Origin of the sequence: Thermoleptolyngbya sichuanensis A183 (assembly GCF_013177315.1) — a bacterium.
Lineage (GTDB): Bacteria > Cyanobacteriota > Cyanobacteriia > Elainellales > Elainellaceae > Thermoleptolyngbya > Thermoleptolyngbya sichuanensis.
Genome location: NZ_CP053661.1, coordinates 3,090,907 through 3,116,285, shown reverse-complemented (window position 1 = coordinate 3,116,285; position 25,379 = coordinate 3,090,907). Strand labels below are relative to the sequence as shown.

The window sequence follows — 25,379 nt, the reverse complement described above, 5'->3', positions numbered from 1 at the left end:
GGTCTCCCCTCCACATTCCTTCCAACTGAGCTTACGCTATTCACCAATAATTTCTGGTTGAGTTAGCTCGTCCGACATTTCAATAATGGCGCGAATCACGGGCTTCATCTTGGGATCATCCAGGCTGTCAAACTCCTCGAAGCGGCGGCGCTGAGCGCGGTTGGCCACCTGAACTGTGATGCGATAGCGATTGGAAGCCGCGTTGATGAGATCCTCAGCCCGACGCATTAAATGGCTGGAATCAAAATGAGACCGTTTCATAGCTGCCAATCCTTAGAACGAGTAAACAGAACAAGTAAACAAGTCAACTAAATCAAGTCAACGCGCAAACCAACTGACGTACTCCAGTGTAGCCAATCGAGTCGCGGTTGATGCCGACCATCAAACCAAAGTTGCGCTGAGAGTAGCGCAAGGCTCATCAATCCATCGCTCTATGGGCACTCTGTTGGCAAAGGTATTGAATTCAACCACTGGGCAATCACTGGGCAATCACTGGGCAATCACTGGGCAAAACCTCTGGATCTCTGGATTAAGCTGGATTAGCTGGATCAACGTGATAGAGCAAAATCTCTGGACAAAATCGGAGCAGGCATAGTTTCGGAACCTAACCGCATGTTAAAATATGCACCAATTATGAGATCTGTGTTGGAGAGGTTATTTCACTCATGGAAGCGGCTCTGTTACTCGCAAAACTGCCCGAAGCCTACGCAATTTTCGACCCCCTGGTAGATGTGCTGCCGATTATTCCCGTGTTCTTCTTTTTGCTGGCGTTTGTGTGGCAAGCCGCCGTGGGCTTCCGCTAAGCTGCTTTGCCTAAGCTGCTTTACCGAGGTTTTGATTTTCTCAGGTTCTTTGAAGGGGGTGGGGACAGGTTGGTTCCCGCCTTTTTTCATGCCTTTCATGCCGTAGTTTTTTGTGTCCTGAGGGTCTGCCCCAGTTAGCTGATTCGCCCAGTCCACCCGATTCGTTTACACAAGGAACTTTCTAATCCACATCATCCGCTAGTGGTCGCCTGCCAGTAGCCTGCCAAGGGGACTTTGCTTCTGTATGCCAGTTTTGAGCGCCCAACGTCTGAGAAAAGTCTATCGAGACAAGAAGATAGAAGTGCCCGCCGTGCGAGACGTATCGCTGGTGCTGAGTGCGGGCGAGGTGCTGGCGTTTCTGGGCCCCAACGGGGCAGGCAAAACCACCACCATCAAGATGATTGCGGGGCTGATTTTGCCCGATGCGGGCCAGGTGCAAATCGTTGGGCGCGATCCGCACCGAGACAGTCGGGCGCTGCGATCGCTCGGCGCAGTGCTGGAAGGAAACCGCAACCTCTACTGGCGCTTGACCTGTGAGGAAAACCTGGAATACTTTGGCGTGCTGCGGGGGTTATCGCGACGGGTGGCGCATCAGCGAGGAAAGGCGCTGCTGGAGCGGTTTGGGCTGACGGAAAAGCGCAAAACCGTGGTGCAAGCTTTGTCGCGGGGGATGCAGCAAAAGCTGGCGATCGCCGTTTCGCTGATCCACGACCCGCAACTGCTGCTGCTGGACGAGCCGACCTTAGGGCTGGATGTTGAGGCGACGCAGGCGGTGAAGGCACTGGTGCGAGAGATCGCTGCCGAAGGCCGCGCCATCCTGCTGACCACGCACCAGCTTGACATTGCCGAAGAATTGTCCGATCGCGTTGCCATTATCCGTCAGGGTGAAATTGTGGCGGAGGAAGCCACCCCTGAGCTAATCCGTCAGTTTTCTGGCTCTGCCTACCATATTGAATTGGAGAGTCCGCTCACGGGCGATCGCCTGCAAAAGATAGACGCGCTGGGGGTTTTAGTGCAGGGTTGCACCCTCACCGTCCCCGATTCGTCCCTGCTGTATCCAGTTCTGGACATCCTCAACCCCCTGCCCCTGCTGAGCATCACCCGAGACGAAGCCAGCCTCACCGATATTTTTCTCAAGCTCACCCGCCTCAAAGCTTGAGCAGGAACTGCATACGAACTCTGCATACAAACTCCGCATACGAACTCTGCACGCTATTGCTGCACAGCAACACCGCAGCAGAAAAATGTGGGGCACGTCCTGACCTGCTCCATCTCCGGTATTTCCTGTAGAAATGATGCGAACCAAAGTCGCAATTCTTACTCGAAAGGGGCTGAACTGCTTTCAGTTAAGGGGATACACGCGCCCTCACTGTTACATCCCAACTCAGCTTTCATTAATTCTTTATGCCGCCCCTACAGATATCTTTAGCATTCATCCCGCATAACAGTATTGGAGACTGTTGAAGCATAGAAGACCGTTGGAGCCATTTCCAAATCCCCCGGTTCCAAAGGCGGCAACTGATGCCAATCGAGCCAATCGAAACCAATCGAGCCAATCGAAGCCAATCGAGCCAATCGAAGCCAATCGCAGTTGTCAATTGCAGTCAATGCAATTGCGGTAAGTGCAGTAAGTGCAAAAGTCAGAATCATGCGGAAGCTCGTAAACCCTAATCAGGCAACCTTCTAGCCCTGCTCGCCCCAGCATGACAGCGAAAGTTCCCTGACCCTCTAGCGTCTGAACCCCCAAAATCCCGTTTTGCTATGACTATTTCCGTGCTAATTCCCCCGGTACAAGCCATCTCATCCCCCATCCCGCTAACAGACCTGGCGCTGCTGCATCGGTCGCTCCAGCCTCAGCTTGAAGCAGTGATTCAGACGGCAATGCTCCAAGGAGACTTTGTGTTGGGTGGGGCGCTGCTCGACTTTGAAATCGCCTTTGCCCGCGCCTGTGGCAGTGAGCATGGCGTTGGGGTCGGCTCTGGGACGGATGCGATCACCCTGGGGCTGCGGGCCTGCGGCATCGGGCAGGGCGATGAGGTGTTGCTGCCTGCAAATACCTTTGTGGCGACGCTGATCGGCGTGCTGCAATCGGGCGCAACCCCGGTGCTGGTGGACTGCGAACCTGATACCGCACTGATAGATCTGGTGGCCGCCGAAAAGGCGATTACGCCCCGCACACGGGCCATCATCCCGGTTCACCTCTACGGGCAAATGGTGTCGCCTCGTCAGTTGCTCGATTTGTCTAGCACCTACGACCTGATGATTTTTGAAGACGCAGCCCAGGCGCATCTGGCGGAGCGCGAAGGCTATCGTGCGGGTTCCGTTGGCATGGCGGCTGCCTTTAGCTTTTATCCCAGCAAGAACCTGGGGGCGCTGGGCGATGGCGGCATGGTGGTAACGCGGGAAGCGCAGATTGCCGAACGGCTGCGATCGCTCCGCAACTATGGCGCACCCTGCAAGCACTACCACACCGAGTTTGGCGTAAACAGCCGCCTAGACACGCTGCAAGCCGCTGTGCTGGGCGTGAAGCTGCCCCACCTGCCCCACTGGAACCGCGATCGCCTGCGGATTGCCCAGCGCTACGACGAACTGTTGGCCCCCCTCCAGTTTGCGGGAATCCAGCCCATCACCAATGTCAGCGGCGGCGGCCACGCCTATCATCTCTACGTGGTGTGTGTAACCAATGCCTGCCCTCTAGAGCGAGTTGCTTTACAAGCTGCGCTAGAGTCTCGCCGCGTCAGCACAGGCATCCACTATCCCGTACCCTGCCATTTACAGCCCGCCTTCCGCTATCTGGGCTATAAACTGGGAGATTTTCCCAATGCCGAGCGGCTGAGCCATCAGGTGCTATCGCTGCCGATTTACCCCGGCATGACAGACGCTCAGATTCAGCGCGTCGTCGGGGCGATCGAGGCGGCGGTGAGTGCGCCGTTTTCGGTGTCGTGCTGAATCATGGTGGGATGAGACGTGGGATGCGGGAGTGATTGGATCGTCGGGGCACTGGGACGTTGGAGCGTTTTAGTAGTTTCAGTAGTTTCAGTAGTTTAAACAGTGGAATGCTAGAGTAAACTTCTAAACCTCGTCCTTTCCCGCATCCCTGCATCACCTCCCGCACGGGCACTACCATGCATCCTCGCTATTCTGGCTCTGGCATCTGGCGATCGCCCTCTCGATTTCGAGGCTGGCTGCTGCTGGGGCTGCTGGGGCTGCTCTACGGGCCGCTGCTGCTGCACTGGGCAGAGGGCTGGCTGAACAAGACCATCAGCATTGAGCATGAATACTATAGCTGCGGGCTGCTGGGGCTGCCGCTGGCGGCGTGGCTGGGGTGGCAGCGGCAAGGCGACTGGGAGACGCTGCCGGAACAGCGCATGGGCTGGGCGCACGGCCTGGGGCTGGGGCTACTGCTGCTGGGGCTACGGCTCTATCTTCACCCTGTTGCCGAAGCAGTGAACCTGTCGCTGCCGCTGGTGCTGACGGGGCTATGCCTCTGGCTCAAAGGTGCGGCGGGGCTGCGGCTGATGGCGTTTCCGCTGCTGCTGGTGGCGCTGGCCACGCCGACGGCATTTCCCTATCTGCTGACCCCCTACATCCTGCCCTTGCAACAGTTGATTGCGATCGCCGCTGGGTTTATGCTGCTCCAAATGGGCATGGATGTGTGCGTGGATCAGGTGTATGTGTATGTGAACAATCAGGTGGTGGAAATTGCGCCCTACTGCGCGGGGCTGAAGCTCCTGTTTACTGGGCTATACGCGGGGCTGATCCTGCTCTACGCGGCCGAGGGCTGGCGATTTACGAGGCAATCCTTACGGGAATCGCGCTTCAAGGCGGCCCTGTTTCTGCTGGGGATTGTGGGACTGACGGCGATCGCCAATATCTTGCGAAACACAATGCTGGCCTACCTGCACGGCACCGAACAAAAACTCGCCTTCGACTGGCTGCACGAAGGCTGGGGCGGTGACCTCTATTCTGCACTGACGCTGGGCGGGCTGCTGTGGGTTTGGCGCGGGGTCGAGTGGCTGGGCGATCGCTGGCAGCCTGCCCCAGTAGACCAGACTCCTCTCGCTGAAGGGCCTCGTTCAGAACCGCTGCTGCCGCGCCGTTAGGAGAAATCGCCGTGAAATCAATCCCCGCGAAACCCACCCTATCCCGCCCGTGGCGCGGCTGGGTGGCGCTGCTGCTGGTGGCGATCGCCCTGGCCGCTGCCCTCCCCGGCTACTTTGGCAAGCCGTGGCCCTGGACACAGCCGCCCCAAATGGCGCATCTGGAGCAAGTGCAGGCATTGCGGCAAAGCGGGCTGGGCCTTGCCGGGTGGCAAACCGAGAGCCGCGAGGAGATTCGCATCGGCGTGCGGCGCTGGTCAATGCAGACGATAGTGCGGGAACCGTCTGGCCCTTTAGCCACACCATCGAGCGAGTCTCCTGCATCTGCAATTCTGCTGCTGCGATCGCCCATGCGGTCGGCCGATGCCCCCGAAATCGATTGGGTCAGCTTTAGCGGCGAGTTTGGGCTGCGGGTCGATTCGCGGCGAAACTTGCGCTTTTCTGTCAACGCTTCTGATGGCCAGCCCATTCTGGTCAATACTCGATTTTCGCGCCACTGGAACGCCGAGCAGACCTACGCCGTCGTGCAATGGTATGCCTGGCCGACAGGCGGCAGCGCCGATCCGGGGCGATGGTTTTGGGCCGACCAGCGAATGCAGTGGACGCAGCAACAGCGGATGCCCTGGGTGGCGATCGCCCTGCTGCTGCCGATGGAGCCGCTGGGCAACCTGGAGGAATCCCACGCCGATGCCGAGTTATTGGCAAAGGCCGTACAATCAGCACTGATGGCGGGTGCATTTCGATGAAGATAGAGTCATAGGACTTACGCAGTCGGACGATTGCGAGAAATCGTCCAAAATTCAGAAACCTTATTGCAAATGCGTAGTCCTGAGTCAAACTGTAGTCAAATCCAGCCAATACTAGCCAGGATCGGCTGTGTGTCTCGATCTGGATTGGGTGGAGTTTATCCTGCGTGTTTATGACCGCTCCCGCGACGTGTTTCCCCTGGGCGATCGCCCGTTTGCCTGGCTGGTCTGGTCTGCCCCTGATCTTGCTGACCATCTGGGGCGCTTCTGTCTGGGGCGCTTCTGCGACCGCGCAAACCGTAGACATCCCGGTGCCGCCGCCCTCGCTCGATCGGCTTGATATCAAAAAAGACCCGCCGCCGCCCAACAGCCCGCCGCCCGCCGCTCGTACTCGTCCGCCTGCCCGCCCCACGCCCCTTGCCGATTTCAACCGCTATCGACTGGGGCCCGGCGACTCAATTTTTGTAAACGTGCTGCGGTTTCCCGACCTCAGCTTTCAGGGCACGCTCGACCTAGAAGGAAACCTGCTGGTGCCGCTGGTGGGGTCGCTGCGGCTAGACGGACAAACTCTCAACAGCGCCCGCTTACAGATTCAGCAGGAACTCAACCGCTTTGTGGTGAATCCGCAGGTAGACGTGATTTTGGTCGCGCAGCGGCCCGTGCGGGTGACGGTGCTGGGAGAAGTGTTTCGGCCGGGCTATTACCCCATGGAAAGCCCACAACTCTCTACCGCGCTGCTGGCATCAGGCGGCACGACGCGCCAAGCCGACCTGCGGCGCGTGACCATTCGCCGCACTGCCCCAACGGGAGCAGCCCTAGAGCGAACCTTCGATCTGTATACGCCCCTGCGCGACTCGACTGCGCTGCCCGCTGTGCGCCTCAGCGATGGCGACACCGTTATCGTACCTGCCCTCACCGCTGCCAACCGAGACGGCTACGACCCCGACCTGACCGCCCGCTCTACCCTCGCCCAGCCGCAGATCAACATCCGCGTGCTGAACTATTCCAACAGCCTGGGGGGCCGCGGCGGCGGACGGGCGATCGCCAACATTACCCTACCCAACGGGAGTGATTTCCTCGATGCGATCGCCGCCATTGGCCCCAACCCCGACACCGCCGACCTGCGCGACATCGCCCTGATTCGCTACGACCCCGACCAGGGCCGCGCCATCCGCCTTGACTTCAACGCCCGCCGGGCCCTACGCGGCGACCCCGAAGAAAACCCCCGTCTCCAGCACAATGATGTAATCATCATCGGGCGCAACCTGATCAGCCGCGTCACCTATGCACTGAATGTCTTCACCCAGCCCTTCCGCGATGTGCTGGGCTTCCTGCTGTTTTTCGACCGACTCACCGAAGCTTCGGAAAGCCTGTTTGAGCCATAATTCAGCCTAAGACTTCCGTAAGATGCGTTACGGTGGGTATATAAAATTGAACGTCCAATTTCTGCAAAATGCAGCCAGGGTCAGCATCCCTTCCTCCCTAAGTCTCTATAGTGTACATGCAAGTCTTCTATGTTTGAGTGGCAATGCTTTGATCCCCCCTAGCCCCCCTTGTTCAAGGGGGGATCGAACCCAGAGTGACCCGCAGCAGAGAGAACTGGATCGAAAGTCCCCCTTTAATAAGGGGGATTTAGGGGGTCGAAAGTCCCCCTTATTAAAGGGGATTTAGGGGGATCGTTCAGAGCTTGACGCAAACAATCGAGGCGTATACACAGTAGACCCAAGCCTAGAATGATGGGCAGCGTCGTCTCCCTGTCCCCCTTCGCCTGAGTTAGTCCCGCCGCAATCCGCAATCCCCTCAATGGTTTCCCCTCTAATCAAGCGATATCTCGTAGCGCTAGACCGCCACAAGTGGGCCGGGCTGACAGGGTTTGCGCTGGTGATGGGGCTATCGGGCGTGGCTGCACTCCAGCCCGCCCCGCCGACCAGCTACATCTCGCGGGGGATGCTGGGCTATGCCGCGCCGCCCGTCACCGTTAGCCAGACCAACACCGCCCTCCAGCAGCAGGCCCAGGTGATGACGGCAGAAACGCTGCTGTCGGACTTTGTAGTAGAAACCGCAGTGCAGCAGCTTGCCACCCAACAGGTGAGGACAGATGCTTTTATCATTCGACGCAACGCCGCGGTAGTCGTTAATCCCCGCCCCGAAGGAGAAAATCGCAATCGGAATGCGGAGGAAGTGGGGCTGCGGGTGCTGGTGCAGTATCGCGACCCAGACAATCGCGTAGCCCAGGCAACGGTGGTGGCACTGATGCAGGCAATGGTAGATCAGAGCCGCCTGTTTAACCGCCAGCAAATCCAGCAAATCATCGACAACCTGAATCGGCTGTTGCCTGTGGTGACGCAGGAGTTGCGGCTGGCGGAGCGTGACCTGGAAGAATATGTGCGCGTCGAAGGGCCTGCAATTCAAGCCGCGCAGGACGGTCAACTGGTGGGCGCAATTACCGCTAGCCAGCAGCAGCAGCGCCAGATCCGGCTGAATCTAGAGGCGATCGCCGCTCAGATCCGCAGCCTAGAATCGCGCTTGGGACTTTCCGCCGACCAGGCCTATACCTCCGCCGCCCTCAGCGCCGACCCCATCATTGCCGACCTGCGGGCCAAGATTTACCAAAACGAGCTACAAACTCAGTTGCTCTCGCGCAACCTGCGCCCCGAACATCCCACCATGCTGGACTTGAAGCACCAGCAGCAGTCCTTCGAGGCGCTGTTGCAGCAGCGGGTGACCGAAGTGATCGGTGGCAACCAGCTTGCTGCACCCCTCGCTAGCCTGTCCACGATCCGCCAAGGCAGCAGCCTCGACCCTGCCCGCCAGCAGTTGGCCAATACGCTGGTCAACCTGCAAACCGAACGAGAATCCCTCCAGCAGCAGCTTGAAGCCCTCCGCGCCGCCGAGCAGGAACTCCGCCAGGAATATACTGCCGTGCCCAACCGTCAGGTGGAGCAATCGCGGCTGGAGCAGCAGGTCGTGCTGAAGCGAAACTTCTACGACCAGATCCAGGCAAAGCTGGCGGACGTGCGGCTGGCGGCGGAGGAAACCGTCGGCAGTCTAGTAGTCGTGCAGCCGCCTCAGACGGAGATCGCCAACGCCGAAGGGCGCAACAGTCTGGCGATTTTACTGGTGGGCGGGCTGGTGGGGCTGCTGGTGGGCAGCGGGTTAGTCATGCTGCTCGATTCGCTGGATGCCACCTTCCACACGCTGCCCGATCTGCAACTGGCGCTGCGCCAGCAGGAAGTGCCAATTTTGGGTTTACTACCTGATTTGTCCGGAGTTGCCGATACGGAGGACATGCCGCTGGTGCTGAAGGCAGATTCGCCCTACCTGGAGCCGTATGAGCGGCTGCGGGGCAATCTACGGCGGGCAGCGGGGACGGGCGGTCTGAAAGCTGTCGTGGTGACCAGTCTGCTGGGCGGCGAGGGCAAAACGGTGACGGCTTACAACCTGGCGATCGCCTCTGCCCGCGCTGGCAAGCGGACACTGCTGATTGAAGCCGATCTGCGATCGCCCTCCCAAGCCACTGCCCTGCGCGTTGCGCCAAACCCCGACAGCCAGCTAGAGCCGCTGCAACACTTCGACCGGGGTGAATTTAGCCTGGTGCCTGAGATAGAAAACCTTTACATTTTGCCAAGCCCCGGCCCCCAGCGACAGGCAGCCGCTATTCTAGAATCGGGCGAAGTCAAGCGCCTGCTCGAAGATGCCTGTGGTCGATTTGACTTGGTGGTGATCGACACGCCCCCCCTCAGCCGCCATACCGACGCGCTGCTGCTAGAGCCACACACCGACGGACTCTTGCTGGTGACCCGACCCGGCATCACAGAAGACGGCCTGCTGACCGAAGCCGTCGATCAGTTCATCGAGTCAGAAACCATCCAGTTTTTGGGCGCGGTGATCAACGGTGCAGACGTGCCTGTGCGTTCCTTCGGCCCCACAGAACCAGAGCTTGAGCCAATTGAAGATCAGCCCGACCTGTTTCCCCCGGCTGCCGCCGAGCCCGACACGCTCTCTACCCGCCTGACCCGCGCTGGAAAGCGATAGCCCCGCCGCGGTCTCAATCTCACCAATCGCCAATCTTCTCACTCCTCAATCGCTCGCCAATCCAAAATCCAAAATCTACTCGCCCCACCATTCATTCCCCTTCCTCCGGTGACTCTATGCTGAAAAGACTCTTGTTTGTGGTAATGCTCGTCTGCTGTCTGGTCTGCGTTTCCGTTGCTCCCGCCCAGGCCCAAGCCACCCTCAGCGTTGATTCTCGCGTGCATCTCAAGGGTGTCGGCCCGGTGCGCGTGGGCATGACGGTCAACGAGGCGAAGCAGGCGGCGGGCATCCCTCTAGTGCGGGCAGAAAATGCTTACAGCGAGGGGGATGCATGTTATTTTCTGAATGCTCAAGGAATTTCGGGTCTGAGCTTTATGGTTACGGATGGGCAGATTGCGCGGGTGGACGTAGGCAGAAATAGTCCAATCAAGACCCTCAGCGGCGCGGGAATTGGCAGCACCGAGGCGCAAATTCAGCAACTTTATCCGGGTCAGATCGTCTCTAATCCCCATGAGTACTTTGAAAATGGAAAGTATCTGACCTTTGTGCCAAAGGATGAGGCAGATAAGAGCTTTCGGGTGATTTTTGAAACGAATCGGGGGCGGGTGGTCGAGTATCGCGCAGGTAAGCTACCTGAGGTGCAGTATATCGAGGGCTGCGCGTAGTCGAGAGCGTCTTTGGGTCGTTGTGAGGGTCGTTGTAACTTCGGGTGATCATGTGACTTTGGGTGATCATGAAAATGATGCAGCTTAGGCAGCGTGAACGGATTCGTCGGAGTGTGGGCATGATCCTGGCATCCTGCATGGCGATCGCCCTATCCGCAGGGGCCGCCCTGGCCCAGGTCGGGCGCGTCACCATCGACGGACTTAGTGTTCGCACTGGCCCCGGCGAGAGTTATCCCATGACCAACGTGTTTCGGCGGGGCGATCGCGTCGAGGTGATTCGCCGCGATGGGGATTGGGTCTACGTGCGGGGCGATCGTGGGGCGGGCTGGGTGCAGCGTCGCCATCTGTCGGTCGAGGAGGGCAGTTCCTCTAGCAGCCGTCCGCCGTCTAGCTCAGACGTGGTCTATGAATCGCGGGGCCGCATTGAAACCCGGCGCTATCGCACGTCTGGTGTGGCGGAAATCATTCGGCTGCGCCGCGATAACGAAGTCAGCCTGCGGCTCCGCAGTTCCCGCGCTGTGCTGGAATATGTGGGAGAGGTGGGCGAAACCCTGGGGGGCGACTCGGTGCTGCGCGTTCGTTATTTCCGATCATCGGAATTGGGCGATCGCTACGTGCCGGCCCGTGGCACCTGCGACCTGCAAACCCGCGAGGACGACCGCAGCCGCGATCGCATCCGAGAAATTTACTGCGACGTGCAGCCCGACGACCGCTACAGCGAATACTGGGAATACGCCGCCAGTCGGTTTACAACACACTGATAGGACTTATGCACTTGCGATAAGCCCTTTGGGTTTTGGACAATTTCTCGCGGGTGCAGCCCGCGAGAAATTGTCCAACTGCGTAAGTCCTAACTGAGTTCGATTTCGCAAAATCGCGACTAGCGGGCAGCCAGCACAGGAGACTGCACAGCCGTTTCCAACAGCCCCTCAATACCAGACACGACGTAAATCGGTGTTTTCAGCCGTTTTTCCAGATCTGCCACCGTCGTATCGTCCAAAAACCGCGTGTCGCCATGTTTCAGCATCAGCGACGGCAGCAGCACGCCATCTCCCAGATCCCGCCCGGCTAGCGCCAGCGCCAGGTCGTGCCCTGTCAGTAGCCCCGTCACCGTGATGGACTGCCCCCAATAGTCGCTTCGCAGCGCCACCATCTCCACGGTCAGTCCGTCCACTTCGTTCAGGCGTTTGAGAATCGGCTGAAAGGCTCGCTCAACGGCATTGCCCACCACCCACACCCAGCGGCGCGGCGGACTCACAGATTTGGGCAACTGACGAGCGGCTATTTTGAACTGCTTCAGGAATTGACGAATCGACCCCACGCCGTTGCCAATCTGCGGATAGTCTTCGTAGTGGGATTCGGGCGGCAGGTCTTGTCCTGCAATCAGAAACCACTCATCTGCCAGCCACACGACGTTAGAGCCAAATTTAGCCCGGAACTCTGCTTGGAGCGCCTGCACTTGGGCGATCGCCCGACGGGCGTGTTCCGGTGTGACTGGAATTAATTCATCTTCGGCCGGGCGAAAGCGGGTCAGCCCGACGGGTACGACCGCAGCGGAGGCAAGGGCGGGAATATCGCCCGTGTGGAACGAAGCCAGATCTCGCAGTGTCTGCTCCAGATGCACGCCGTCGTTGATGCCCGGACACACAACGACCTGAGCGTGAATTTGCAGCCGATTTTTCTGGAACCAGCGCAGTTGGTCGAGAATTTGACCCGCTCGGTGATTTTTTAGCAGGCGAATGCGAACTTCTGGCTCCGTCGCGTGAACCGAGACATAAAGCGGTGACAGGCGCAGTTGGGCGATGCGATCCCACTCGCGCTGGGGCAGGTTGGTCAGCGTCAGGTAGCTGCCATAGAGAAAGCTGAGGCGATAGTCATCGTCTTTGAGGTAGAGGGTTTGCCGCATTCCGGGCGGCTGCTGGTCGATAAAACAAAAGGGGCAGCGGTTGTTGCACTGGATCAATCCGTCAAACAGAGCCGACTCAAACTCCAGCCCCAGGTCTTCGTCGTAGTCTTTTTCAATCTCAATCTGGTGCGTCTTGCCCGCAGCGTCCAGCACTTCTAGCTCCAGCACCTCATCGGCGCAGAGGAACTGATAGTCGATCAGGTCGCGGGGAGCCTGTCCGTTAATCGACACGAGGCGATCGCCCTGCTCAAACCCAATCTCTGCGGCGATCGAGTCGGGCAGCACGCGGGTAATCAGGGCAGGCTTGATGGCGGCATCGCTCATGGCAGGTTGAGAGAAGGGAGGGTTGGCGTGCAGGGGGGTTGGCAGATCAACCCCGTCTTCGATCATTCCATGATCCCTCTTATCCCATCATCCCCTGATCGCACCATCCTCTGCCGCTCCATTTGATTCACGCCCCTATTCTCGAATCAGCCCTGCTACCAGCGAGAGCAAAATCGTGGTCCCAAAGGCGAGGCGATACCAGACAAAAACCCAGGTGCTTTTGCGCTGGAGATAGCGCAGCAGCCAGGCGATCGCCAAGTAGGAAAAAATAAAGGTGGAAATAATCCCTACCAGCAGCGGCAGCAGCCGATCGACGTTGTCAAAGGCTTTGGTGGACTGATAGAGTGTGGCGATCGCCAGGGTAGGAATTCCCAGCAAAAACGAGAAGCGAGCCGCAGTCGGTCGCTGTAGCCCCAAAAACATGCCCGTCGTCAGGGTGGAGCCAGAGCGAGACACACCGGGCACCAGCGCCAGCGTTTGCCCCAATCCCACCAGCAGCCCGTCCAAAATTGATAAATTATCGAACCCGCGCTTGCGGCTGCCAATTTTCTCGGCCAAGCCCAACAGCAGAGACATCGCAATCGACACCACCGCAATCACAAGCGCACTTTCGGGGATAGCATCGCGAAACAGGTAGCCAAACACCAGTGCCGGAATCGTGCCCACAGCGATCCCCACCAGAATCTTCCACTCCTCGCGCTGCCAGTCCTTTTGCTGGAGGGCAGTCCACGCGCCGCCGAGAATCTGGCGAATGTCTTGCCAGAAGTACATCAACACAGCAATTACGCTGCCAAACTGGATTGCGTCTACGAAATACTTTTCGCCTACGGCCGACCAGCCCAAGATTTTTGTAAAAATCAGCAGATGCGCGGTGCTGCTGATGGGCAAAAATTCTGTGATCCCCTGCACCAGCCCCAGCACAATGGCCTGGAAGGTACTGGTCAAGAGACCCGGCTCCGCAGCGGCATCTGGAGCAGCAGATTGGGCGATCGCCAGCGGGGGCCAGCCCTGTGCAATGCCTGCGACTCCTTGCTGCATCCCTTGAGAAACGCCTGAGACTGTTGCAAAGGGTTCACCCTGCGTGAACACACGCCAAGCCGAAAGCAGAGGCAGGTTGATCAACTCCATGCGCTTAATCTCTAAAACTCCACCACATCTTAGCCGAGTCAAGCGCAATTCCTCGGCTTCCAGTCCCCTTGCTTGGTAAACAGGCTGTAAATCTCAGTAAATCCTTTATAAAGTCCTGGATAGAATCCTGTACGAAGTGCCAGCGCTAGGGCCATGATCGCGAGGGCTAAATCCTAGGCACTGTTTTAAAACTTTCTAGGTCATTGATTGCCCTGAGTCGATCCCCCTCCTTAAAAAGGGGGACTTCCTTAAAAAGGGGGACTTCCGGAGTGGCTCGGCTCGGTTCCCCCCTTGTTAAGGGGGGCTAGGGGGATCGAAGGATTTTAAAACACGCCCTAGCCGGACTCAATAATCTGCCTAAACCAACCCCCTGTCTACATCGCTCCAAGGCTTTCCTCAATGTGTTAAATAACGTAAACTAAATGAAAAGCATTAAGAATCGTTGGTATTAAAGTTGGTTTCCATTACACCGCGCGATCGCTCTCTTTACCTCACCGAGTCCATCGTTGAATCTACTGCCGACTCAGCCGCTGAATCAGCGATTCTGCCGGTTCGTTTGCCGTTCGTGCCTTCGGGTCTGCCTGCTGCCCTCCCCAGCGATCTTGCTGCAGAATCTCAAGTGGCAGAGCGTCAAGCAGACTACACGACTCATCTCGCAGTTTTTTCGGCATCTGTCTTTTTAGTCTCGGTTCCGGTGTTTTTCCAGGCACCGCTAGTGCAGCTATTTCCCTGGCTGAGTCTGGGGATGACACTGCTCTGGGTTGGACTGGGGCTATCGCTCTTGCGCCAGCCGACCACTAAACTTTGGGGTGACTTGCTGATTGGCTTTGCCTGGACCTGGCTTGCCGGGTCGATTTATTGGGGCTGGCTGCGCTGGGAGCCGTTTTATCATCTGCCCGTCGAGGCGCTGGGTCTGCCGTTCATCTTGCCTGGCCTCCACAGGGCAAAACACAAAATAGGGCGCTGGTTCTACCTGGGGTCACTGCTGGGAACCGCAATTACGGATCTGTATTTCTACCTGGTCGATCTGGTTCCCTATTGGCGACAATTAATGCAGTCAGACGCAAGTGCCGCCGGAACAATCCTTCAGGCAGCCCTTCATCAGATGTATACGCCCTGGGGTGGTGGCTTTGCGCTGCTGCTAGTGGGGCTGCTGGTGATGCTGGGGTTTGCGCCTTTACGGTTGCGATCGCTCCACGGGTGGAGCTTTGGAGGAGCGATTTTGAGCACTCTTTTGGTAGATGGCTTATTCTGGTTAGCGGCGACTGCTGCCTGACTGAGGATATGATTTGAGTATCCTGGGCTAACTTAGTAGTGTGGCTTTGGTAGCATTGCTAGGGTCGCATGGTTGAGTTGCAGGAGTGAGTTAGCTGATTGTCGTTGCAGGTTATGGGCGCAAATGCTGGATATTGCGAAGTTTCCAGGCAAATGGGTGTCCTGAATTGCAGCGCATCGTTGGCAGAGTGCTACAAGCCTCTCTTAAGCCTCTCTGAGAGACTTGAGGGTTTGTTGACATGGTGCAAACGGGCTAAGACCACTGGCGGTTCTCACTCAGGGTGATTTAGAGCTTCGATGGAGCCTCTACAGAGCATCTGCAAGGTTGTTTCTGGAGCGCCTCTGGCTCGGCTGGCCCTTCGCTGACACAGCGTGCCAGACTCACCAGGATGCATCTCTTTGGGAAAGATTTAGCGGTTTCTCATCTTTGTCAGTGACTGCCCAACCCATTCCCCATCTGATATTACGAACCGACGCTGGCAATCGTTACCTCTCACTTACGAACAACAACTGTTGGACGATTGGACGAGGAGACGATAACAATTTTGTGCTGCCCGATCGCTGGATTTCGCGCAACCATGCCATGCTGCAACGCATGGAGACAGGCGAGTTTTACCTGATCGATTTGGGCAGCCGCAACGGCTCGTTTGTGAACGGTCGGCGGGTGAGCGTGCCCGTAACGCTCCACAATGGCGATCGCCTCACCTTTGGGCAAACCGAGCTAGAGTTCTACTCTCCCGAACTGTCGCACCTCCATGACTCCTCGGTCGGTATCGACTCACAAGAATTTACCGCTACTGCCACCCTCCACGTCCGGCGGCTCATCTCGGTGCTGGTCGTCGATATTCGCGACTTTACGGTGATGACGCGCCAGCTAGACGAAAAAATTCTCTCAGAGGCGATCGGCACCTGGTTTCGCTGCGCGGGCGACATCATTCGCGAATATGGAAGCTGGGTCGATAAATACATCGGCGACGCGATTATGGCAGTCTGGATTCACGGGGCGCAGGGCATTACGCCCGACGAGATGGTGCGGATTGCTCGCGCCCTCAGCGCTCTGCACAAAATGACCAGCCGCCTGCATGAGCGCTATCCGCTGCCGTTTCCACTGCGGGTGGGCGCAGGGCTAAACACGGGCTATGCGATGGTGGGCAACACGGGTACGGGCGATCGCCCCGACTACACCGCCCTGGGCGACACGGTGAATGCCGCCTTCCGTCTGGAATCGTCTACCAAGCAAATTGGCATGGACGTGGCCCTGGGGGAAACGACGTATCAATACCTGGCCGGGGCGATCGCCAACCCCAATTTGTTTAAGCAATACACCGTTAGCCTCAAGGGCTACGACACGCCGACCGTCACCTATGCTGGCTCTTTCGCCGACCTGGATACGTTTTTGAAGCTGAGCAGCAAGATCTAGGGCGATACTCCCCCCAAAGTGGTAGTCTCTAATTATGAGGCTGTTAAAGCTGTGTTGTTGAGAGTTATAAAGTAGCTCTTATAGGCTGCTGGTTTATAGGCTGCTTTACAGGCTGCTGATTTGGAGAACTGTAGTTGGAAGGGATTCGACTGATGAAGCGACTGGTTGGCGTGTTGATGATTCTGGGTCTAATGCTCACCTCTTGGGGGTGGCTGGGTTCGCCTCAGACGGCGATCGCGGCCTCGCTCAGCCCCCTGTCCTTCAATCCATCGCCCGTGCTGGCAGAACAGCAATTCCGCAATGCGATGGATGACAAGCTAGCGACCGACTTTGGCAAAAAAATTGACTTGAATAACACCAACGTCCGGGCGTTCATGCAGTATCCTGGTATGTACCCGACTCTGGCCCGCATGATCCTCAAGAATGCCCCGTTTGAAAGCGTGGAAGACGTGCTGAAAATGCCGGGGCTGACCGAGGCACAAAAAGAAATTCTGAAAAACAACTTCAGCAACTTTGTTGTTAGCCCGCCGCTCGATGCGCTCGTAGAAGGGGGCGATCGCTTTAACAACGGCATTTACCGCTAGGCAGACCGCAGTTGTCCTCGTCGTCTTCTTTTTCTCGCCAGTTTGATGTCTTAGTCGTTGGCGCGGGAGCAGCCGGACTTTATACGTCGCTGTGTTTACCGACCCGCTTTCGCGTCGGACTAATCACCAAAGACGAGTTGCTCACCTCGGCTAGTGAATGGGCCCAAGGCGGCATTGCTGCGCCAATGGCGGCGGATGACTCGCCAGAGCTACACATCGAAGACACGCTGCGGGCAGGCGCAGGACTGTGCGATCGCCAAGCTGTGACCCTCATGGTGCAACAGGCTCCCGACTGTATCCGGGATCTGTTGGCTATGGGGGTTTTGTTCGATCGGCATGGGGCTGATCTGGCCATGACGCTGGAGGCGGCTCACTCGCGACGGCGGGTGCTACACGCGGCAGACACCACCGGACGGGCTGTGGTGTCTATCCTGGCGGAACAGGTGCTTCAGCGCCCAAACATCCACGTCATGAGCCAGAGCTTTGCGCTCGACCTGTGGCTAACAGAGACGGGCGATCGCTGCTTGGGTGTAGTAGCGATGGTCGAGGGGCAACTCTGTCGGCTAGCGGCTGGAGCCGTGGTCTTGGCGACAGGAGGGGGTGGCCAGGTCTTTGCCCAAACCACCAACCCCGCTCTCAGCACAGGCGACGGCGTGGCCATGGCCTGGCGGGGCGGCGCAGTGCTGCGGGATTTAGAATTTGTCCAGTTTCATCCCACGGCGCTCACAAAACCGGGTGCGCCGAGATTTTTGGTCAGCGAAGCTGTGCGCGGCGAAGGGGCACACCTAATCGATGACGAAGGACAGCGATTTGCCTTTGACTATCACCCTGAGGGCGAATTGGCTCCACGAGACGTGGTAAGCCGCGCAATCTTCAGCTATCTACAGAGTCATCATCCCGATCCGGCGCATGGGCATGTCTGGCTAGATCTGCGCCCGATTCCGCCTGAAACCATTCAGCGGCGCTTTCCCAACATTGTGCAGGTTTGTCGGCAGTGGGGAGTGGATGTGTTTCAAGCGCCCGTGCCCGTCGCGCCAGCAGCTCATTACTGGATGGGGGGCGTGCTGACCGATCTCCACAGCCAGACCTCGATTGCGGGGCTGTATGCTGTTGGGGAAACGTCCAGCACAGGGGTACACGGCGCAAATCGCCTGGCCAGCAACTCGCTCTTGGAGTGCCTGGTGTTTGGGGCGCAACTTCGGCATGTCGCACTGCCTGAAAATTGGCTAGCGGCGATCGCCCCCAATGCCCCCAGTATCCCCAATACCTTAAAAAGTTCGCCGAGCCTGGCTCCCAGCAGCGCCATTGCCGACTGGGAGTCTCAAAAATTAGCGATTCAAACCATTCGCCAAAACCTGCCGCCACTAGTCTGGCAAGCAGCAGGCATCTGTCGAGAGCAGCAGTCGCTTGAACGGGCGATCGCCCAAATTCAGGAGTGGCGGCTTCAGTTTTCTGAGATGCCGCTGAGCCAGTTCCTTAGTCGCTGCCCCGCTCACCTGGATGCCCCTGTTTCTCTCGCTAAAGCAGGACTCGCGCCTACGCAGATTAGGAACTGGGGAGAAACGCGCAATCTCTTGGACGTAGCCTATCTATTGGTGAAAAGTGCTTCCTTCAGAACTGAGAGCCGGGGAGGCCACTACCGCTCGGACTACCCCCATACAGAAAACACGAATTGGCAGGCCCATACGCTGATTCGGTCTGAGCGCTGGTGGAAAATGCCGATTAAGCTCTAGTTAGGCGCTTAGGTCAGATGCCCGCAGACTGAAATAAGGCACCGACAAGCTCTTAACCTCTTGACCCAAGGAGCTGCGCTGAAACCTCACAACGCCTTACGCCAACTCTGCATCGCCATCAAGATCAAGCTTTAGTCTACCGAGTTCCAGAGCCTTGAGAACTCTGGGGGCCGCCCTGCACGGGTGGGTCATAGGAAGAGTTTTGAGGCCGAACCAGATTTCGCATCCGACCTGTCGAGGGATTCACTGCATCAGGCGAACCCAAGCGCTGGAACTCCAGCCTACTGTCACTGAGAGTAGACCAACGCTCGACTGGGTAGGTCGTTGCAGAAGAAGCTGCTGCAAGGGAAAGCCCGACCGCCAGTAAGACTGAATTTGCAAACCTAATGGAGCTACCCATAGAACCTAGTGACAGACAGTAGATTCACGAATTACACACCACAGTATAGCTGAATATCGCAATTTTTATAAGTATATCTGCTGAAATCTTTATTCTTAATTGCTGGCTAGGGCTAATGAAAAGCCCAAAAAATAAGTGCTTGGAGGGTCAGACCCCTCATTCATGAGTAATTATAGAGTCAAGAATCATTTTATACCAACTCTGAAATACATGAGTATTTTCACGGATTAAAGGACACATCTCGTGCTACGAACTTTTGGCGATCGCCCTCGCTGGAATCCCAAAAAACTGCCTAGTCAACTAGCCAACAATGGGATGACGAGGGTTTGAAATGAGACCCCGCTATTTAGGTTAGGATTGGTGTTGATATACCCAATGGTATTCACGGCCACAGTCACCCATTTCGGATCTTCACGAAAACTTAATAGCACTTCTTATAACTTTTAACGTTTTATAGAAGCTTTTAATGTAAGTAATATCCGTTACTTAAATCCTGCCTCTGCGTACTAGCTGGTAGAAATTACTGACTGTACGTGTCTGACATAGCAATAGGAATGAGATTGGTAGATCTCCCGTAGATGCCGGACTGGCAATCCAAAATCAAAAATCGATATCACTCTATCTTCCGTGAATTTTGGAAATGAAAATCTATCCGTGGATTGACCTCACGGCTCTGCTTTTGGAGTGAATTGGAGTGAAATTAACGAAATCTGACGGTCTGAAGCGGGCTAGGGCATTGGGTCTGGGGTAGAGCGATCGCCCGGCAAAGCAACACTATCGCTGGCCGGCACATTTGCAGGCACGCTTGCAGGCAGCGCGGGCGACGTTCCCTCCGCAGGCAGCGTCAGAACGGGTTCGGAGACTGGCAGGGCAGACGGCACGACCGGAACGACCGGGGGCAGAGGCGCAGGCAAAGGCGGTGGAGTGGTGCTGGCAGATCGATCTAGCTGACGCAGCATCTCTTCCTGCTCTCGCAGCCGCAGTTCATGAACCTGTCGCCGCCAGGTATCTGCTTGAGTGCGGGCTTCTTCATGGAGCGATCGCCCCCAGGTGATCTGGTTTGCCTCGTCTATAGCCACTTCGAGCGATCGCACATCGCCCTGGCGAGCCAACTCAGCCGCACGCGCCAGCCGGGGGCGATCTTCAATCGCTTCGATTTGCTGTCGCCAGGTGTTGATCAAAGACTGGGCCTGATCATATTGCGGCGTGCCGTAAAGTACCTGCTCTGCGGCACCTACTGCGGCCCGCAAATCCTCAACTCGGCCACCCTGAGCCAACTCCTGGGCCGTCTTTAATCGTTCTGCGTCTGTCTTTGTTTGCTCAGTTTCCCACTGACGGATCAGATCGTTCAGCCCGCCTCCCTTGCTGGCTGAATTGGGCGATCGCCGCGCGGTTGCTTCACTTTCACGAGACGATTGCAGCAGCCGCATTAGCGCTTGATACTGGGTAGTTGCCCAATATTGATTGCCCACGGTTAACAGCATTCGGGCCGCAGACATGGCCGCAAACCAGTTTTCCTGATCGATCTCGGCTTCGACCTCGCTGTAAATTTTCTCAGCCTTGGCCCAAATTGCTTCCCATTCTTTGATTTTTGCTTCAGCCGTCGCATACGTAGCGACGTGAAACGGAACCCGCTTGGCGATATCGCGGGCCCGGTCGAGGGAACCTGCCTGAAACTCCGCCTCCCCCAGTCGCAGAATATCCTGAGTCCATTGCTCAATCAGGCGATCGCTCTTGTCGCGCAGCGGATCGTCTGCATTAACCTGGTTTGCCAACTGAATAGCGCGTCGCAGATCTTCAACCGTTTGTTTATTCGCTAAAATCTCAGCACAGTAAATCCGAGTAGAGCCAGAGTTGTTGCTTTGGGCCACATTCCAGCAGCGGGGCAGCACAGGCAGCACCAGCAGTTCCCGCACTGCCATCGAGCCGACCCCGACAGGCACCAGCAGCAGCAAGAGGCCAATTGCGCTCCAGACCCAAATCGAGTCTACCGCCAAACGAGCGCTATCTGGCGCGTTGGGGAGTGTGCCCGATGGCGATAGTTCGGGAGCGGACGGCTGAGGTTCGGACGGAACGGGAGCCATGAGAAAACCGTGCAGCGCCAAATCGCGTAATGGAAGATACCCGCTATTTTAACGATAAATCTTTTGTCTCATGGCGGGCTGGACGGGCTGAAACGTTTAGCTATCAAGGAGTTTCGCAATGACAACACCAACTCTGCATGTTGCTGCCCGGATTGTGGCTCAGGCGGAGCAGGATGCCGCGCTGCGCTTAGTGCTGCTGGAACTGGTGGATCAAACGCGGCGAGCGCCACTCACCGGTCGGGAGATGCCGTGCAATCTGCCCTGGCCAGGAGCGAATCGCTGCTGGCGATCGCACCTGAGATCGTGAGCTACGTCAAAATTTCAGCGTAGGCCTGGCTCAGTATCCGGCGGATTTCCCGATGCGTGCTTGCGCTCGTGCAGTTGCAGCAGGATATTGGCATGAACCTCGCGGGAGATGGGGTAGAAATAGGCCAGCCCAATGCCCAGCAGCAGCACGATGGCCGGCAGCGGACCGATCATCACGCGGATGGCGGTGAGTGCCGAGTCTGGCTGAATGGGGGTTGCTTCTCCGGCAGTGCTTTCGATAAAGCCAGCGGTATCCAGCGCCAGCCCGACCAGGAAGAGAGCGATCGCCAGCCCCATTTTTTGCAAAAACACCATAAAGCTATAGAACACGCCCTCGCGCCGCTGTCCGGTGTGCAGTTCGTCCAAATCAATCACATCGGGCACCATCGACCAAGGAATCAGGTAAGCCGTAGACACACCCATCCCGGCTAAAATTCCCAAAAAATACATCCAGCCCACCTGTCCCGGCTGAAGGAAAAACAGCCCAATTTCTGCCATCACCCACAGCACCATGCCCAGGATGTAGACCGCTTTTTTGCCCACGCGCCGCGAAATTCGCTCCCACACCAGCAGCATTGCCAACGCCGTTACCTGCACCGCCATCACGACCTGGGTGTAGACCGCGTTCGACAGACCCATCCAGTCGCGCACGAAGTAGGGAATGATGGTGACGGTGTTTTGCAGCGCCAGCCAAGAGCAAAGGTAAATACCAATCACAAACAAAAAGGGGCGATTGGCAAAGGCCACTTTGAGCTGCTGGAGGATGGGCATTTCCTGGGTGCTGGTTTCGACTGCGCCGCGAAGCTGTTGTCGCCGCGTCACATGGCCGTAAGTCCCAAACACACACCAGAAAAAGGGCAGCACCGAAATCACCGCACAAATTGCGCCGATCGCCCGATATTGCTGAGCTACGTCGTCGGGAATGGCGTTGAAAATGGCCAGCACGATTACCAGCGACAAAATGCTGCCGCCGATGGAAAAGATAAAGCGAAAACTGTTGAGGCTGGTGCGCTCGTCGTAGTCGTCGGTGAGTTCTGGAGTGAGGGCGGTGTAGGGCAGGTTGACGACGGTGTAGAAGGCGTTGAACAGCACTGAAACCGCGATGTAGTAGGCCACCAGTGCCCATAGGTTTGTGGTGGGATTGTCGGAAAAACGAGGCACAATCCACTGCAAGAAGAAGAAAATGCCGAAGGGAATCGCGCCTGCGACGATCCAGGGATAGCGGCGGCCCCAGCGGCTTTGAGTGCGATCGCTCAGAATCCCCACAATCGGATCATTCACGGCATCCCAGATTTTGCCGACCAGCAGAATACTGCCTGCGATGCCCGCCGGAATGCCCGCCACGCTGGTAAAAAACACCAGCAAAAACACCGCCAGGATATTTGCCGTGATGGCGGTTCCCAAGTCTCCGGCTCCATAGGCCAGCTTGGTGCCAAAGCTGAGGGTGTCTTCGGGAGATTTGGAAGATTTGGACAGTTTGGAGGCAGACTCGCTCATCGGCTTGAAAACCTAAAACAGGGAAAGAAAACAGAGAAGGAAAACAGGGCGCTGAGGAGATCGGGGAGAACGGGCTGGCGATCGCCCACCGTTCTTTGCAACCGCTGGTTGGACAACTGCTCTGGCAACCGTTCTAGCAACGCGGCAAGTCACCCGTCGAGGGACTGGATTTGTGCCAGTGGCTTGATTTTATCCAGCAAGTTGTAGGATGCTCATCATCTAGGGAATACGCGGCGGGCGATCGCCTGCTCTGTCGCTCGCTGTGGGGGCAGTTCTAGTATGCGGACTCCTGGTATGTAGACTCCTAGTATGTAGACTCCTGGTATACAGACTGCTGGAGTGCAGCCCCAATCTTGCAACTTGAATCCTTTTAATCCTAAGGTAATCCTGCCCGTTCGCTCGTTTTCGTCCCACTCATCCTCTGCCGTCTTTCCCATGTCAGATCTCTACGTCTCGTGGCCCGACTATCATCGCCTAATTGAACAGCTTGCCGTCAAGGTTTATGAATCCGACTGGGAATTTAACCAGATTGTTTGCATTGCCCGGGGCGGCCTGCGGGTTGGCGATTTGCTCTCGCGGGTGTTTGACCTGCCGCTGGCGATTTTGTCTACAGCTTCTTATCATGGGCCAGGAGGGCGATCGCGCGGTGCAATCACCTTTTCTCGCGACCTGGCCATGACTACGCCCAATCTGGGCAGCAATGTTCTGCTGGTGGATGATCTGGTCGATTCAGGCATCAGCCTCAAGCGCAGCGTCGAATGGCTAAATCACAACTACGGCTTCTATATTGACGAGATGCGGACTGGCGTTCTCTGGTACAAAGCCTGCTCCATCTTTCAGCCGGATTACTACGTAGACTATCTGGAAGATAACCCCTGGATTCATCAGCCCTTCGAGTATTACGAAAACACCACTGCCGAAGCACTGGCCGCAAAGCTGTCAGCCCCGGCCTAGTTCGTCCAGCGTTGGCAAGCCTCTGCGAAACCGACTCTGTAAAGCTGTGCTGTAAGGTCGCTGTAATTAGCGGTCTGTGAAAACAATCTGTGAAAGCAATCTGTAAAAACGATTTGTGAAAAAGCGCGTTACGCTCACGTTTCCCAAGCGCTCGGTTCACATGCCCGTCACCTATCGGCTGGCAAAGGATTTTAACGTGGCTGCCAACATCATCCGCGCCCAGGTCGCGCCGAATCAAATCGGGACGCTGGTGGTGGAGCTGTCGGGCGATATTGATCAGCTAGATGCGGCGCTGGACTGGCTGCGATCGCAGGATATTGGCATTTCCACCGCCAGCCGCGAAATCCTGATTGATGAAGACCTGTGCGTCCACTGCGGCCTCTGCACGGGAGTCTGCCCAACGGAAGCGTTGAGCCTCGACCCACAGACCTTCCGGCTCAATTTCGGGCGATCGCGCTGCATTGTTTGCGAACAGTGCATCCCCACCTGCCCGGTGCAGGCAATCTCCACTAACCTGTAGGTAATCTAGAGCGTGCTTTAGAGCTAATTTGTAAAGGAGCCTGAAAGCCTTGTTAATCAAGGATTTCCGAGAAACCGCTTTTCCTGGGCAAACATGACCTCAAAGCCACACATGCCAAGAGTTTCAGGCTTCTTAAGATTTGCTTCATAAATTAGCTCTTAAAACCCTTTGATCCCGCCTAGCCCCCCTTAAAAAGGGGGGAACCGGGCCGAACTACTCCGGAAGTCCCCCTTAATCTTTGATCCCCCCCTAGCCCCCCTTAAAAAGGGGGAAACCGGGCCGAACTACTCCGGAAGTCCCCCTTATTATTAAGGGGGATTTAGGGGGATCGACTCAAGGCAATCAACGACCTAGAAAGGTTTAAGACACTGCCTATTAGGTAACCTAATAGAAACGCAGTTCAGCGTTTTACCCTATTGTTCCTGCTCTGGGCCATGCTCTGGGTTTCTCTACCGCTGCTGCTGGCAGCCTACACTAGCTTTAGCTGGTTTCTCTACCAAAACACCGAAAACTGGGTCGCTTGGGCGCTGGCGGTGACCTTTGCAGTCGTGCAGGCGCTCTTACTCACGGCCTGGTCACGAGGACTGCGGCGCTTCTTCAGAAATTGGCTCCGATCTAGCCTGGGCTATTTTTCGCTAGTGCTGCTAGGAGCCATGTCGATCGCCGTCATCCTCGTTTGGTATCACGTCTTTGAATACATCCTGGTGGTAGTTGCGGCGGAGATTCTGGCACGGCTCGATTTGCAGCAGGCCAAGCTAGGCCGCTGGCAGTCCCTCGGCGTGCTGACTGCGATTTCGGTCATAGGGTTGTCCATTGGGTGGACGGCTGAAACGACGCTGCCTGCTCCCGCAAACCGACTGCTCCAGGTCTGGCCGTTGGGGAGGTAACTGTCCCCGCCA

The 25,379-nt window shown here is 56.9% G+C and carries 23 protein-coding genes; 17 read left to right on the top strand and 6 right to left on the bottom strand.

Features of this window, described 5'->3' with window-relative positions; translation table 11 throughout:
• Positions 1–36: 36 nt before the first annotated feature.
• On the bottom strand, positions 37–261 hold the full coding sequence (locus tag HPC62_RS13030) for a DNA-directed RNA polymerase subunit omega (protein WP_068509385.1): 225 nt from the start codon (positions 259–261) through the stop codon (positions 37–39).
• Between the two features lie 404 nt (positions 262–665).
• On the opposite strand from HPC62_RS13030, the gene HPC62_RS13025 reads away from it, so the two are divergent.
• Positions 666–803: a photosystem II reaction center protein K gene (locus HPC62_RS13025; protein WP_068509389.1), complete on the top strand. Its 138-nt coding sequence runs from the start codon at positions 666–668 to the stop codon at positions 801–803.
• A gap of 244 nt (positions 804–1,047) precedes the next feature.
• Positions 1,048–1,962, top strand: a complete 915-nt coding sequence (locus HPC62_RS13020) for an ABC transporter ATP-binding protein (protein WP_172356302.1) — start codon at positions 1,048–1,050, stop codon at positions 1,960–1,962.
• 266 nt (positions 1,963–2,228) lie between these two features.
• On the opposite strand, the gene HPC62_RS13015 is transcribed toward HPC62_RS13020, so the two are convergent.
• The gene (locus tag HPC62_RS13015) at positions 2,229–2,453 is read right to left on the bottom strand and encodes a hypothetical protein (RefSeq protein WP_172356300.1); all 225 of its coding nucleotides are present in this window, start codon (positions 2,451–2,453) and stop codon (positions 2,229–2,231) included.
• A 111-nt stretch (positions 2,454–2,564) separates the two neighbouring features.
• Between HPC62_RS13015 and HPC62_RS13010 the strand changes: the two genes are divergently transcribed.
• The 7 genes from HPC62_RS13010 (at position 2,565) to HPC62_RS12980 (ending at position 11,110) form a co-directional block, all read left to right on the top strand.
• Positions 2,565–3,752, top strand: coding sequence for a DegT/DnrJ/EryC1/StrS family aminotransferase (locus tag HPC62_RS13010; RefSeq protein ID WP_172356298.1), 1,188 nt, complete (start codon positions 2,565–2,567; stop codon positions 3,750–3,752).
• A gap of 176 nt (positions 3,753–3,928) precedes the next feature.
• Positions 3,929–4,906 carry a cyanoexosortase B gene (gene crtB, locus HPC62_RS13005; RefSeq protein ID WP_172356296.1) on the top strand — a complete coding sequence of 326 codons (978 nt, stop codon included), beginning with the start codon at positions 3,929–3,931 and terminating at the stop codon, positions 4,904–4,906.
• An 11-nt stretch (positions 4,907–4,917) separates the two neighbouring features.
• Positions 4,918–5,649 (top strand): cyanoexosortase B system-associated protein, encoded by a 732-nt coding sequence (locus HPC62_RS13000; RefSeq protein WP_172356294.1) that lies wholly within the window; start codon positions 4,918–4,920, stop codon positions 5,647–5,649.
• 173 nt (positions 5,650–5,822) lie between these two features.
• Positions 5,823–7,034 (top strand): polysaccharide biosynthesis/export family protein, encoded by a 1,212-nt coding sequence (locus HPC62_RS12995; protein ID WP_172356292.1) that lies wholly within the window; start codon positions 5,823–5,825, stop codon positions 7,032–7,034.
• 418 nt (positions 7,035–7,452) lie between these two features.
• A complete protein-coding gene (locus HPC62_RS12990) occupies positions 7,453–9,684 on the top strand; it encodes a GumC family protein (protein WP_172356290.1) in 2,232 nt (743 codons plus the stop codon).
• A gap of 116 nt (positions 9,685–9,800) precedes the next feature.
• Entirely contained in the window at positions 9,801–10,349 is a 549-nt protein-coding gene (locus HPC62_RS12985) for a hypothetical protein (RefSeq protein ID WP_216655251.1), read from the top strand.
• 74 nt (positions 10,350–10,423) lie between these two features.
• Positions 10,424–11,110 carry an SH3 domain-containing protein gene (locus HPC62_RS12980; protein WP_205369499.1) on the top strand — a complete coding sequence of 229 codons (687 nt, stop codon included), beginning with the start codon at positions 10,424–10,426 and terminating at the stop codon, positions 11,108–11,110.
• Between the two features lie 119 nt (positions 11,111–11,229).
• Here the strand turns inward: HPC62_RS12980 and HPC62_RS12975 are convergent, their stop codons facing one another.
• Positions 11,230–12,579, bottom strand: a complete 1,350-nt coding sequence (locus HPC62_RS12975) for a TIGR03279 family radical SAM protein (RefSeq protein WP_172356286.1) — start codon at positions 12,577–12,579, stop codon at positions 11,230–11,232.
• 135 nt (positions 12,580–12,714) lie between these two features.
• Positions 12,715–13,617, bottom strand: coding sequence for an undecaprenyl-diphosphate phosphatase (locus HPC62_RS12970; RefSeq protein WP_172358934.1), 903 nt, complete (start codon positions 13,615–13,617; stop codon positions 12,715–12,717).
• A 544-nt stretch (positions 13,618–14,161) separates the two neighbouring features.
• On the opposite strand from HPC62_RS12970, the gene HPC62_RS12965 reads away from it, so the two are divergent.
• The 4 genes from HPC62_RS12965 to nadB all read left to right on the top strand — a co-directional run bounded on the left by HPC62_RS12965 (position 14,162) and on the right by nadB (position 18,719).
• Positions 14,162–14,983 carry a DUF3120 domain-containing protein gene (locus HPC62_RS12965; RefSeq protein ID WP_225910544.1) on the top strand — a complete coding sequence of 274 codons (822 nt, stop codon included), beginning with the start codon at positions 14,162–14,164 and terminating at the stop codon, positions 14,981–14,983.
• A gap of 432 nt (positions 14,984–15,415) precedes the next feature.
• Entirely contained in the window at positions 15,416–16,402 is a 987-nt protein-coding gene (locus HPC62_RS12960) for an adenylate/guanylate cyclase domain-containing protein (protein ID WP_172356284.1), read from the top strand.
• Positions 16,403–16,554: 152 nt separating this feature from the next.
• The gene (psbU, locus tag HPC62_RS12955) at positions 16,555–16,986 is read left to right on the top strand and encodes a photosystem II complex extrinsic protein PsbU (protein WP_172356282.1); all 432 of its coding nucleotides are present in this window, start codon (positions 16,555–16,557) and stop codon (positions 16,984–16,986) included.
• Positions 16,987–16,997: 11 nt separating this feature from the next.
• Positions 16,998–18,719, top strand: coding sequence for an L-aspartate oxidase (nadB, locus tag HPC62_RS12950; protein WP_172356280.1), 1,722 nt, complete (start codon positions 16,998–17,000; stop codon positions 18,717–18,719).
• Between the two features lie 1,128 nt (positions 18,720–19,847).
• On the opposite strand, the gene HPC62_RS12945 is transcribed toward nadB, so the two are convergent.
• The gene (locus HPC62_RS12945; RefSeq protein WP_172356278.1) at positions 19,848–21,203 is read right to left on the bottom strand and encodes a hypothetical protein; all 1,356 of its coding nucleotides are present in this window, start codon (positions 21,201–21,203) and stop codon (positions 19,848–19,850) included.
• A 118-nt stretch (positions 21,204–21,321) separates the two neighbouring features.
• Here HPC62_RS12945 and HPC62_RS12940 point away from each other — a divergent pair, with 118 nt between their 5' ends.
• Complete coding sequence (locus tag HPC62_RS12940; RefSeq protein ID WP_172356276.1) at positions 21,322–21,510, top strand: hypothetical protein; 189 nt, start codon at positions 21,322–21,324, stop codon at positions 21,508–21,510.
• 14 nt (positions 21,511–21,524) lie between these two features.
• Here HPC62_RS12940 and HPC62_RS12935 read toward each other — a convergent pair whose 3' ends face one another.
• Complete coding sequence (locus HPC62_RS12935; RefSeq protein WP_172356274.1) at positions 21,525–23,006, bottom strand: MFS transporter; 1,482 nt, start codon at positions 23,004–23,006, stop codon at positions 21,525–21,527.
• A gap of 435 nt (positions 23,007–23,441) precedes the next feature.
• On the opposite strand from HPC62_RS12935, the gene HPC62_RS12930 reads away from it, so the two are divergent.
• From HPC62_RS12930 to HPC62_RS12920, 3 genes are all read left to right on the top strand, one after another.
• Positions 23,442–23,960, top strand: a complete 519-nt coding sequence (locus HPC62_RS12930) for a phosphoribosyltransferase (RefSeq protein WP_172356272.1) — start codon at positions 23,442–23,444, stop codon at positions 23,958–23,960.
• Between the two features lie 115 nt (positions 23,961–24,075).
• Positions 24,076–24,480, top strand: a complete 405-nt coding sequence (locus HPC62_RS12925; protein WP_172356270.1) for an NIL domain-containing protein — start codon at positions 24,076–24,078, stop codon at positions 24,478–24,480.
• 434 nt (positions 24,481–24,914) lie between these two features.
• Positions 24,915–25,367, top strand: a complete 453-nt coding sequence (locus HPC62_RS12920) for a hypothetical protein (RefSeq protein ID WP_172356268.1) — start codon at positions 24,915–24,917, stop codon at positions 25,365–25,367.
• Positions 25,368–25,379: the final 12 nt, after the last annotated feature.